Source organism: Saccharobesus litoralis (assembly GCF_003063625.1).
Taxonomy (GTDB): domain Bacteria; phylum Pseudomonadota; class Gammaproteobacteria; order Enterobacterales; family Alteromonadaceae; genus Saccharobesus; species Saccharobesus litoralis.
Genome location: NZ_CP026604.1, coordinates 3,061,718 through 3,075,038, shown reverse-complemented (window position 1 = coordinate 3,075,038; position 13,321 = coordinate 3,061,718). Strand labels below are relative to the sequence as shown.

7 protein-coding genes are annotated in these 13,321 nt (G+C 41.6%); 2 read left to right on the top strand and 5 right to left on the bottom strand.

Translation table 11 applies throughout. The features are described from left to right. Window positions 1-52 precede the first annotated feature (52 nt). Together C2869_RS11045 and C2869_RS11040 are read left to right on the top strand one after the other, a co-directional pair. Entirely contained in the window at window positions 53-919 is an 867-nt protein-coding gene (locus C2869_RS11045; RefSeq protein WP_108602994.1) for a YicC/YloC family endoribonuclease, read from the top strand. A gap of 260 nt (window positions 920-1,179) precedes the next feature. Then, entirely contained in the window at window positions 1,180-2,490 is a 1,311-nt protein-coding gene (locus tag C2869_RS11040) for an ATP-binding protein (RefSeq protein ID WP_108602993.1), read from the top strand. 94 nt (window positions 2,491-2,584) lie between these two features. On the opposite strand, the gene C2869_RS11035 is transcribed toward C2869_RS11040, so the two are convergent. The 5 genes from C2869_RS11035 to C2869_RS11010 all read right to left on the bottom strand — a co-directional run bounded on the left by C2869_RS11035 (window position 2,585) and on the right by C2869_RS11010 (window position 12,967). Continuing rightward, window positions 2,585-2,839 carry a hypothetical protein gene (locus C2869_RS11035; RefSeq protein ID WP_159084136.1) on the bottom strand — a complete coding sequence of 85 codons (255 nt, stop codon included), beginning with the start codon at window positions 2,837-2,839 and terminating at the stop codon, window positions 2,585-2,587. A gap of 44 nt (window positions 2,840-2,883) precedes the next feature. Further along, complete coding sequence (locus tag C2869_RS11030) at window positions 2,884-6,012, bottom strand: DUF3427 domain-containing protein (RefSeq protein WP_108602991.1); 3,129 nt, start codon at window positions 6,010-6,012, stop codon at window positions 2,884-2,886. A gap of 316 nt (window positions 6,013-6,328) precedes the next feature. Then, window positions 6,329-7,549, bottom strand: coding sequence for a type II toxin-antitoxin system HipA family toxin (locus C2869_RS11025; RefSeq protein ID WP_456238816.1), 1,221 nt, complete (start codon window positions 7,547-7,549; stop codon window positions 6,329-6,331). Then, complete coding sequence (locus C2869_RS11020) at window positions 7,536-7,847, bottom strand: helix-turn-helix domain-containing protein (protein WP_108602990.1); 312 nt, start codon at window positions 7,845-7,847, stop codon at window positions 7,536-7,538. Before C2869_RS11020 ends, C2869_RS11025 begins: the two co-directional genes overlap by 14 nt. Window positions 7,848-8,353: 506 nt before the next feature. Continuing rightward, the gene (locus tag C2869_RS11010; RefSeq protein ID WP_108602988.1) at window positions 8,354-12,967 is read right to left on the bottom strand and encodes an alpha-1,6-glucosidase domain-containing protein; all 4,614 of its coding nucleotides are present in this window, start codon (window positions 12,965-12,967) and stop codon (window positions 8,354-8,356) included. Window positions 12,968-13,321 lie beyond the last annotated feature (354 nt).

The window sequence follows — 13,321 nt, the reverse complement described above, 5'->3', positions numbered from 1 at the left end:
TCCCTAATAAGCACAGCTATAATCAAGTTTTTTGATCACTGATAATATTTTTATGCCAATTCACAGCATGACCGCTTTCGCCCGTTTAGAGTCAAAAAACGACTGGGGCACGAGTGTTTGGGAGCTTCGCTCAGTTAATCAACGCTACCTAGAAACCTACTTTCGCTTACCTGAACAACACCGCAGCCTAGAACCGGTATTACGCGAAAAGCTAAGAAAAGCCATGCAGCGCGGTAAATTAGAATGCAGCTTAAAAGTCAGTGATGACGGGGCAAAAACCGGCCAACTGGTACTAAATCAAGAACTTGCTAATCAAATCATCGAAAGTGCTAACTGGGTTGGCGAACAAGCCAACAACAGCCAATTAAACCCGATTGATGTCTTACGCTGGCCTGGCGTGTTATCTGCCGAAGAGCAAGACTTAGATGTAGTTAAAAGCCAATTAAGCACCCAGTTCGACCAACTAATCAGTGACTTTTTAGCGGCACGCGCTTCTGAAGGCGCCAACTTAAAAACCATGATTGAAGAACGCTTAGCTGGTATTAGCGCACAAGTAGAGATAGTACGAGAGCAAATGCCGCAAGTCATGGAATGGCAACGCGAAAAACTCACCTCACGCCTAGAAGAGTTACAAGCCGATATCGACCAAGCCCGTTTAGAGCAAGAATTAATCTACACAGCACAAAAGCTAGATGTCGCCGAAGAGCTAGACCGCTTGCTATCGCATATTAAAGAAACCAAAGCCATCCTGAAAAAAGGCGGAGCCTGCGGTCGCCGCTTAGACTTTATGATGCAAGAATTCAACCGCGAAGCCAACACCCTAGCCTCAAAATCAATTAACACCACAGTCACCAATGCCGCGGTTGAAGTTAAGGTTTTAATTGAGCAGATGCGTGAGCAAATTCAGAATATAGAATAGTGTTTTCTACTGTTTTTACATGTTCGTAAGTCATTGAAAAACCTAGCTATCGCTAGGTTTTTTGTTACTATGGTTCCAGATTGTTCGCTAAAGTTAATGAATAAATGGTTACTAAAATTATTTTAAAAGGCCTCTACCCTCAGTTAACCACCACACTTTTATGCGCATAAAAGTGTGTATTTTTACATTTATATGCGCATAAAAGTGTAAGATGAGTTATAGTGTAGGCCAATAATAATCTTAATTGGCTAGAAGTGACTATGCAGCGCTATTTACTTAACGCTCTATTGGAATGGAAAAACCAACCTTTGCGCAAACCATTATTGATTGATGGAGCAAGGCAAACGGGTAAAACCTATCTGCTGCAAAAATTGTTTGGTAACAACTTTGCCAACACCCTTCGCATCGACTTTCTTGAAAATCCCGCCTACAAAGAAGCGTTCGATGGCTCACTGTCACCTGACGAGTTACTAATGAACATTGAGCTTTTAACCAATCAGGCATTCAACCCACAAACCGATCTGCTGATATTAGATGAGATTGGCGAGTGTGAGCGTGCCGTTACCTCACTTAAGTATTTTGCCGAAAAAGCACCATCCTATTTTGTCGCAGCCAGCGGCTCAAACATTGGTTTGCTCAAAACCTTCCCCGTGGGAAAGGTAGAACAGTACAATTTACGACCACTGACCTTCCAAGAATTTATTTATGCATCAAACGAGCAAGCGCTGATCAAAGCATTTGATGCCCAAGCAAGCACTCCAGTAGTGCACACTAAATTGATGGATAAACTAACAGACTACTTTTTTACCGGTGGTATGCCAGAGGCTGTTGCTGCTTGGTACCAGTATAAAGAGTCGAGTATTTTGCAGCGTGTTGAAAAAGTCACAAAAATTCATGCTGATTTAGTTGAAGGTTATCGCCGCGATTTTGGTAAGTACGCGGGCAAGGTCGATGCCACCGTGATTGAATCTGTGTTTAATAGCATTCCAGCGCAGCTATCACTTGTGAACGATGAGTCTGTTAAACGCTTTAAATTTAAGCATGTGCATGAGCGTAAATCTCGTTATAGTGATTTTGAAACCGCGATCCATTGGCTTAACTGCTGTCGCTTAGCCTTACCAAACTACCCTGTTGAAGGATTGCCGAAATCACCGTTGGCGGCCTATAAAAAAGAAAATATGGTTAAGCTATTTTTGTTTGATGTGGGTTTACTCAACCATATGCTAGGCAGTAGTTACAAAGAAATTAAACATCAAAACTACGAATATAAGGGATATGTAGCTGAAAATTTTGTTCAGCAAGAGTTAACAGCTATTGGTGTTGAACCAAGCTACTCATGGAATGACGCCCGCGCTGAAATCGAATTTATTTTGGCGACCGATGAAGGCGATATCCTCCCTGTTGAAGTCAAAAGTGGTAAACGTACAAGAGCAAAATCGTTGGCATCCTACGTTAAAAAATGTACTCCAAGTAAAACCTTTAAGTTAACAGGTACACAAGGCTCTTCAGCGTTAGAACAAACCAATATCGTGATGCCTTTGTATTTCACGCAGTTTTTACCTCAGAGATAGTAAAGGCGCGTTGCTTACCCCCTAGGTCTACATAAAGCTACCTTATGAGTAACAATTTGTAGACCTAATGCTTACCATTCGACACTCAGGCTTATCAAAAACCTTTGTTATTCACTGCCTCAGCGTACACTTTTTCAATCTCTGTAAACTTAGTGACATTCTCAAGGCGAGTTAAAGTTGTGAGTTTCAGCGAGTGGCTAAAGTTTCGTAGAGGCACATGGGTTACAGGGTTCTGAAGAGTTAACGGCTTACCTAATTGAAAAAGATAATAGAGCTCATACGAATCGACAGACTTGCCTGCCTGTTCAGCAGTAATGGAGCTACGAGGTAAAATTGCAACCTGTTTCACTGGCCATACCTTTGCTATCGCCTTAGTGCCCGCACAATTATCATTTACGCCATTGCTAATTTTGCGGCTTGTTTCCACATAAATGCTGGCATTGTATTTCGCAACTTCCAAGTTATGTTCATAGGCTGGCTCCCTGAGTGCGATACATACTCCACTTCACCAAAATTCACAAAGCCCATAGTTCTCCTGTGCTCATCGTAAGTGTGCTCTCGAACAAAAAGGAAAAGCCTTTTGCCTCTTTCTTTGTGCGTTACATACTCTAAGCCTTTACCGAGATCGGGTCTCGCCGAATTTTGGCTTTGCCAGTGGAACAAATCTGCATTGATAGCGTAGTCATGATACATAGTGGTTGGCGAAAACTGCTTATCGTTTTTATTTAAGGTAACAAACATCAACTCAATGTTGTGTTGTTTGATGTTATAAATCCCTTCCATCGAGTTTGGTTGTTTCTCAAAGGTTGTTGCGCCGAAACCAACTAATATTTGCTCACGAGCGTAACGCGCATGCAGCTTAATTGGATGTTCCCCCATCAACGGCATGTTTTCCTGTTTGTGATGAATACGATCGATAAGTACAGCTGTTAGGCTCGCTAATTCTGCTTTTAACCACGAGTGTTCAAGTCTGCCTAAACTGTCGTTTATATTTTTAAAACCAAGCTTTTCACCCGACTGCTGCCAAAAATCATAATGCAGCATTAATTGAAAAGGTTCAGAAGCAATCAAACCTTTGGTAGCGAAGTTATGTAAACTACTTAAGTACTTATGATCATCGCTCACTAACAACCTTGTCTTTACCATTCGAGCAAAATTACGAGTAAGCTCAGGATTAGTTTCGTTTAACAAACCCGCTTCTACACAAAGCTCGGTCCAACTAAACCTTTTATACAAGGCTTCTACTTCAACTTGTGGGTATACCTTAATAAAGTTGGCTAGGTTAAATTCCAGTGTTGAATCTCGCGAAAACGAGCGAGCTAAACCGATTAACCTTTGCTTGCTCAGTGTTGCATTTCTGATATTTCGCAGCACTACGTCTTGAGTTTGTTTTGACAACTCAATTCGACAACCTAGCGGTGCATGTGGAAATCCATTTTTTATTTCATCACTAATAGAACCATCAGTTTTACCCACTAGCGCACGAAACTTATGCGCAAAATCATAATCTGCATTCGCGTTGCCAACAAAATCCAATACGGTACACACTTCTTTGTCATCAGCTAAACGCAAACCCCGTCCCAATTGCTGCAAAAAAATAGTTAAGCTTTCTGTTGGCCGCAAAAACAATAGAGTGTCGACCTCTGGTATATCCACACCTTCATTAAAAATATCAACAACAAACAAAATGTTTATTTCGCCACTGCGCAGCGCTTGCTGCTTTTGCGCTCGATCTTGTCTATTGTCACTCGTGAGATAATCACACTTAATACCCTTGAGTATAAAATTGTGGCACATGTACTCTGCGTGCTCTTGGCTAACGCAAAAAGCCAACGCTCTCATGCGACTAATTGAAGTAATAAGTTCATCTAGGGTTTGATATATTTTTTCTACTCGTTGCTGGTTATGAGTGTAAAGATTCGTCAACTGTGCAATATCGTAACGACCTCGACTCCAACTAATATTGCGCAGGTCGGTATCATCATCGACGCCAAAATATTGAAACGGGCATAAATGCCGACGATTAATCGCTTCAGGTAATCGTATTTCCGCCGCGATAACACCACAAAAATCATCGAGAATATTCGCCCCATCAAGCCTTTCTGGCGTGGCCGTTAAACCAAGTAAAATCTGTGGTTTAAATCGAGCTAAGATACTTCGGTAAGAACTAGCTGCTACGTGATGTACTTCATCTATGACAATATAATCATAATAGTCTGCGGTTAAACTTAATCCTGATAACTGGCTATTAAGAGTTTGTACGGAGGCAAACAATTGTTCATAACGCTCAGGTTTGTGATTGCCTACCCACAACTCACCAAAATTTTCACTTTTTAGCACGCCGCGATAAGCCAATCTAGCTTGCTTTAAAATCTCTTCGCGATGCGCGACAAATAAAAATTTAGCATTCGGCTTTTGTTTTAAGAAACGCGCAAAATCAAACGCTGATATTAGCGTTTTACCGGTTCCCGTAGCAGCGACAACTAAATTTTTAAATCGTTTATGTAACGACCGCTCAACTTCTAGTTGCTCTAGAATTTCTTGTTGGTGAGTAAATGGTTTGATCTCAAAATAATGTACCGAGGGTTCATCTATATTATCCCCCATTCGAGCTTGCTTTAATGCTGTAGTTAACTTGTGTTTCGCATCTGCTTTGCCATCGAATAATTCAAATTCGTTAGAGTTCCAATAGCTCTCAAACGTATTAATTGAGCGAGTAATGATGTGAGGGATTTCTTGCGAAGTTATTTTTAAATTCCATTCCAAGCCATTAGTCAACGCAGAATGCGATAAATTAGAAGAACCAATATACCCCGTATGAAAGCCGGTATTGCGCAAAAACAAGTAGCTTTTAGCATGCAAGCGCTCACGTTTGGTGTTGTAACTGAGTTTAACTTCAGTATTTGGCAATGACGCTAAAAATTCTACCGCTTTAGCATCTGTAGCTCCCATATATGAGGTAGTAATTATTCTCAGCTCGCGTCCATTGGAGGTAAATTTTTCAAGTTCATTACGAAAAATCCGAATTCCCGCCCATTTAATAAATGACACCAACCAATAGATTTTATCCGCAGATAAAATTTCTCGTTTAAGCTCAGATTCAAGCGAAAGTCCGGCATTACTACCACAAAATAGTTCGCTTTGAGTTAGCCCCGTTAAAGGAAATATTTCACTAACATAGTTTTTTAAATTAGCCGCTACAGGGTTTTCCAGTTCATACAAAGCTGTCAGAATTTTGCCTTGGCTACTAAGTAAGTTATCTTGAATGAAATCGTTGTCTTTGATTTGATCTTTCAGCCAGAGTAACAATTGGTTAGACAGGGTAATTTGCTGTTGAAGACGATCTTCACCCACAGGGACTGACTCGATAGCATATTCCAAAATATGTGATAGAAAACGCGATAACCAAATGGATGCTTCGTTACTATTTAACTGTCGATCGCCTATATAGAATCGTTCTCGGTCAATTCGGCTGGCAATAAGCTGCGTTATTAGCTGCTCATATATTCCTATTTGTTGCATGAGTGCCTGTTATTTTGGAGATAATAGTTTGATGGAGGTCCTGCGAAGCTTTCGTAGCTGCTTCTTCCTTTAGCGTATATTAACAACCACTTATAATTGAGCAAGCTGATTATATTGATTGCCTTATTTGCATTAGCAGTGTTGTTAGATAAACGCTCACTCAATTAATAGATTTGTTAATCAACCTGTAAACAGCACCGGTCAAGCAGAAGTCTGCGCATTTATAAAATTTACATATAGTCAAAGAAGGTTACGATTTCCGACCTACCTAATTCAGAGTTTGTTAATACTTAAAAATACCGAAATGGCGGCCAATTTAACGTAGCGGTATGCTTAGCAAGTGGGTATCGATAGCTTTAATCATCGACTTGGTAAGTGATAAATGTGCTTTTTCTTTAGCCCAAACTTCGTAGAAGTCAGCTACAGTTTGCTTGGCTGTATCCAATACCAATTTTTCTGGCAACATGGCTTTAGCGGCTAGGTGTGATAATTCATCTAGCGTGAAATCACTGAATTTTTTACTGCGGCTAACCTTTAGCGATGCACTATCATCTGGAATATAGGGAATGGTCGAAACAAGGTCATAAGCCGGCGCTATCGATGCGGTGTACTTGTCTTTGTAGATTACAGACCAATTCTTCAAATGCATATCCGCATTACCAATTAGGGTATTGAACACTAATCTGCGGGTAAATTCGGCAATGTCCTCGTCTTGACCTTCAATACCGATAACCTGAGCAATATTGCGCATACTGGCTTTTTTATATTTATCTTGAGGATAAACCCCAAACACTTGTGCAAAGTCTTCAATGTGTACAGCTTGACCATCAACACGGTCAAACCGCTTGATAGCAAAAGCGCTAGTACCATATTTGCCAATACCTTGTGGAATGTTAGTAATCTGGTCAATAGAAAGTAGCTGAGTTTCTGGCACATCCATTCCCAACATTCGAGCCAATTCCATCATCGAATATTCATTTTCGGGCACAGCATCAAATCGAGACGATGGCAATTTCACTATCCAAGCCCCTCCTTGACCCGTAGCAGGGATGGTTAAACCACCGTTCGCCTGTTGTACTGCTGAAAACTTCAATTGTACACCCGCCAATGAAAAGCGCATTGGCGCATCTACGTTTGTATCATCATCAATGCCTTGATGTATATTAGTTGGCAACGCTTCCCCATCGGCCGATTCAACCATGATAGCGCCAGGTAAATCCTGTCCTAGCACCCACAATAAAAAAAACTCTCGCTCTGGGTTCACACCAGCACGCTCAGCAAGGTAATTGCGCATAGTTTCTTCAGGCAAAAGGTTGGAGAAAAATGGGGTTAACTTGGTTTGGGTAGGTTTAAAGTTAGTCAGCAATCCACCTAGCGCATCTTTAAAGCCAAGCCCTAATACGGGCCGTGATCCGTCGTTAATATATGGATCCGTAAAGGCAAATAACGTTCTGTCATTACCTACGTTGGTGATCGTTGCGATGGGTTCCCCATAGAGCAAAACGTTTAACGTAGAGACATGATTAGGCATCATCATCTCCATCTAACTGATATGCCGGCAACATTTGCTCACTTACATGACTAATCCCTTGGCTGCTTCGAATGATTGACTTGATGGCAGGAACAGACTTTTTAGGGGCGACCAATAACTCTAGATCAAGTACTCGAGCAAGCGCGATTAAACTGGAAATTCTTAAATCAACACCGCCAGACTCGATTTTCGAAATATGGCTTTGCGGAACCCCCGAACGCGCGCTGAGCTCTCTCTGACTAAAGCCCTTACGTACCCGAGCTTCTCGAATGTCTTGTAATATCTGCTCTGTTACATAGCTCATATTGATAGCTCATGTTGATACATTTTAATACATAACCCAATTAAAACTATATGTATAAACATATCACCTCAACCAAAACAGCACAATTATGATTACCTGTTGCATATCAAATTAAACATTTAATATGCAATTATAGATAATCATAACATGTGTTACATACTCTAAGCCTTTACCAAGTTCTAGTATCGCCGAATTTTGGCTTTACTAGGCTCTAACCATTTATAAATTGCACATAAATGAGGTTTATTGGCAAAACTTGACTTACAACCGACTACTTCTAGTGGCAACATTGATAGCAGGTACTTAAGATTTACTCTTTTAGACTGAAAGTTGGCAGGCTCTGCAAGCATAAATGCCAAAGTCGTTAACTTAATGGCATTGGCATAAATGCTCACCCACACTCACCCACAAAAAGCTTGATACTTTAAAATGGTTAGTTAAAAAAAGAAAAAGCAGCCCGAAGGCTGCTTACACACTGGGATGTGTTGTTGCTTGAAAAGGTTACACTATTGATAATTGGCTAAATCAATAACGGTAATCGTCGCATCTTGTGTTGCTTCATCATTCACTTTGAGAATGAACTGCACATTGGTTGCATCTAATCCCGTTAAGGCGATATCGCCTGCATTATGCTCAAGCGTTAGCGGTTCATGTAACGCTAAGCCTGAGCCACCAAAATTAACTGGCGACCAACCTTCAGAGGCTATTTTAAATTGCGTATCACCGGTGTGCGCCATGGTAATTGCATAATATCCGTTACCATAATAGGTAAATTGGTTGGCTGGCGTCGTATTGTCCCAATTGTTTTGATAGCCACGTAAATATACGGCACCACCTAAATACGGCTGTTCATCGCGGCTGACGGTTACAATTGGTGCGCTGGCGTTAGATGCATTAATACTAAAAGTATACATACCATCTTGCGCTATGCTAATCGTCGCATCACTTCCGCCATCTAAGGTTAGTGGTGAATCAACTGTCGTATTGGTTGTGCTACCTGCGCCAAAATTCACCGCACTCCAATCTTCAGAGGCAAATTTAAAACTGTGGTCGCCTGCTGCTAATTGATAACGGATCACATAGGTTGCGTTACCAACAAACAACATAGGATCTGCCGCCCCCCAACCATTCATGCCTCCACGAATATAGACTGGTGTTGCGCCGTACGCGGGTTGTTCAATACTCGACTCTATAGTCAATATAGGTGCATTAGGGTTCTTAGCGTTTAGCACAAATTTGTATTTATCAGCTTTAGAAATTGTCACTGACAAGTCATCGCCATTCGCACCCAATGTAGTCGCGGTATTCAACGCCACATTCACACCGCCACCTATGTTAGGGTAGCTCCAATTGGCATCTGCTACTTTAAAGCTATAGTCTTGTGCAGCTAGTTCAACGACAGTCTCGTAAATACCCGCTCCTTTATATTCAAAAGCATTGTTTTCACTCCACTCATTCATATCACCGCGTAGGTAAATGGTGGTTGCGTCATAAGGTGGAATATCGGGTTCACCCACTGTGGCATAAATATTAATACCTGCACCTTGTGCGCCGTCTTGCTTTTTAGCAAATACCGCAGTGGTATAAGCTGGCACAGTAAACTGACCATTGCCGTCTACTTCGCTCACGCTTGCGCTAGCAACCACTGAGTCGTCAGAGTTAGCTTGCACGTCATGTAACGCAAAGCCTAACGCAGTCGGTACCACCATTGTTTGTTCTGTGGCTGTACCATTGAACACCACAATTAAGCCATCGTAGTTAGGGTCTAAATCCGCACGTAAATCAGTTGTGACATCACAATTACCGGCATAATCTTTAGTGCCATTTTTACAACCCGCGCCATCATCTAAACTCATCACGATCACCCCGTGAGTCTGGCTGGAACCTGTATTATGAAAACCAACGCGGTCCATAATTTGCTCAGCAGACGTTAAGCGGAATAATTTAGAGCTTTTACGAATTTTTAAGAAATCTTGATAAACCGCACTGGCCCATTCAATATCAACACTTTGTGCTTTACGGCTATCCTGTGCTAATAAGCCTTGTAAACGCGCTTTACAATTATCGGCAGACTCATCACCCCAACATGAATATTCCAGCGGGAATGAAATATTCCAGTTGTGATCTTGTTTAGTAAAATCAACTTTATTGAGTAAATCGCCACTGTCATAGGTATTACGATCCATGGATTTAGAGCGAAGTAAATCCTGCCCCATTTGAATAAATGGAATACCTTGGCTAAGGATTGGGAATGAACCTGCAACCGCGTGAATACGAGCGCGTTCAGCTGAACTTAAATCATCAGGCAAGCCAAGTTGTAGCTGATCCCAAAGGGTTTCGTTATCGTGCTTACCAACATAATTTACGATGTCTGCAGGATCTTTCGCATAACCGTGATCATCATTAGGTAAAGCACTTAATCGACCAAAATTACCTTGATGATTTTGCAACGTATAATTTTCAAGATTAGCCACTAAGCCAACACGAATAGTGTCAACATCAGCGCCGTTACCACCTTGATTAAATAACGCAGCATGGCGTACAGCATCGCGCTGGCGATCAGAGAAAGTACCAAACTGCGTACCCGCCATTTGCTCTTCTACCGCGCCAAAGTTAGCGATCATGCCAAAGTTCCAACCTTCACCATAAAAGTAGTTATCATCATCAATCGCTAATACAGCCTCGCGTGCTTCTAATACGAGATCTTTTGGTAATAGGTTCATTAAATCGAAACGGAACGCATCAAACTTGTAGTGTTCAGCCCAAGAGACTAAAGAGTCTTTCACAAACTTAGCAAACATGGCGTTTTCGCCCGCGGTGTCCTGACAACAGCTGTTATCAATCACAGCGCCCGTGTCGACATTCAGTCTGTGGTAATAGCCAGGGACAATTTTATCAAATACTGAGTTATCCCATAAACCTGAAGCGCTAGTGTGGTTGTAAACAACATCTATCGATGCGCGCAGGCCAGCTTCATGTAAGGCTTGTACCATGCTACGCATTTCAACAATACGTGCGACTGATTCAGGATCACTCGAGTAACCACCTTCTGGCACATTGTAAGCGTAAGGATCGTAGCCCCAGTTAAAGCCATCCAAACCGCGTAAGGCTTGTAAGGTTTGATTGACCGTATTACTCGCCGGATCCATTGCCGCTAGTGCATCTTGAATAACGGCTGTCGCGCTGGCTTCACTACAAATGGTTAAATCGGCTTTAACGGCACACAAATCCGCCACTGTGTCAGTCACATTCACTTGCTGGCTAATATCTTCGTTAGTTGAAGCAATATCATTAGCTGGTAATACTTGAAAGTGAGTTAAACCCGCTTGTTGTAAACTTTTAAGATGATTAACCGGTGCGGTATCGACCTCGGTAAAGGCCAAATATTTACCGCGGTTTTCAGCGGCTGTACTGTCATCAAGGATCGAGAAGTCACGAATATGCCCTTCATAAACCACAATATCTTCAGGATTTTGACCGGCTGGAATAGTGTGATTATCCCACCCTGCTGGCTTTAAGTCGCTATCGTTTAAGTTAACAAAGCGTGCATAGCGGCCATTTGTTGTGACACTTAGCGCGTAAGGGTCAATCACTTCGTGTACTTCAAAGCTATCTGTCATTGGGTGATACACGCTCACCTCGTAACGAAATAATTTTCTGTCTAACTCGGCAGTATCGCCTGTATAAGACCAAATGCCTGATACATCGTTATACGCCATGTCTTTGCTGGCGATTTCCGTGTACTCACCACTGCTATTTTTATCGTTATACAGTTTTAATTTAACTTGGCTAGCTGTGGGAGCCCACACCGAAGTCGTGATAGTGTTATTGTGATAATCTGCGCCTAATTTAACAGTATCCGCTTTATCCTCTTCACCTGTATAAAGATCATCTAACACACCTGCGGTTTGTACCAAATAGCTAATAAACGGGTCACCCTTTTTATCGTAAAGGATCGCCATAACACGACCTTTGAGTAACTCTTTTACTTGGCTTATGTAACTCGTTTTCGCTTGATTAACTTGCTCGTCAGTGGCGTTTTCATCCGTATTCAATTGTACGGAAAATTGCGCAAAGTCACGGCGATATTTCGCTCGCTCTAATTCGTCGGCATCTAAGCTGTCACTTGTACGGGTAAACTCAACATAATCACCAATTAGGTAATCATCCATGTTACGAAAGCCTTCACCCGGAAATAACTTTGCAACAGCGGTAGTCGAATATAAACGAATAGTTTGCGCCTGATCACTTTGCGTATTAAACAACAAGGTATCAGCGTTGAACCAATGAATTGCTCTATCTTTTGATGCGACACGAATACCATCACTCGGCTCATCTTCTGGCACATAATATGGAAAAGTAGATGCATTGCCGACTTTAGTAATGCCATTTTCCACATAACTCATGCGGTCGACATTAAAACGTGGCGTGTCTTCTTCACCGCCCAAATAGGCTTTCATGTCGCCGTCAGGGTACTTTGTATCGCCTTTGTGAATAATAAAGTTGGCACAATCACTATGATCATCTAATAACTTAAAGCGCCAATACAAACCATAGTTATCATCGAAACCACTATGTAACACACCAGTTGCCCAATCCGTGGCCCAATAATTATCATTGTCAGGATCTTGAGTCGCGCCTTTTTCAAAAAAGTCAGGGTCGTAAGCATTACAATCTGCACTATTCCATGCATGGATAATAATACCAGCAGCATCAGCTTGATCTTTAGTTGTTATCTCTTCCGTTTTGAAAAAGATGGTTGCGTATTTCGAACCATCGTTTAGCTCGTTTTCAATGACGGATGTTTTTGCACCATCAACTTCATCAGGCGCGTCAGGATGGCGGCCCTTAGAGTTACAAGTGTGCTTAATAGGATCGTAATCTTGACCAACACAAGGCAACTCAACCCTTTCACACATAAGTGCACCATCGGTATCAAACATTTGATTACCAAAGCTGTCTACTTTAATCGTATCCGGTGCGCGACAGACTAAAGGAATGTCGACCACTTCTGAACCCGGCACATTAGCTAAGCTTTCTTCGTTAGATGTATTACATCCGGCTAGTACCGAGGCCAATGCCAGAGCAATGGCGGAGGATGTCACCTGCTTATGTATCATTTTCTTACTCCGATCCTATTTTTCTACCGCTGTAAACAGAGTGTTTATAACAGTTCATTAAATCGATTTTTCTAGTTAGTGGGTAAAGGATAGAAAGTCGCAAGTTAAGAAACGGTTAAGAAAATTAATTAATTGAATTTTGTTTGATTACAGTATCAAATTTAAATAAAAATCATTTATTTTCATAAACTTAACAACAAACACCAGCAAACAAGCCGTTAAGCTTGGGTTAAGAAAAAAACAGGGTTTATCCGTTTTTCTTAACCGCTTCTTAACTTTCTCTAGCGTAATGTGCCAATCCTGAAAAAGCTTATCGACTGGCGACAAGCTTAATTGCACGCTCGGCAGTCAAGT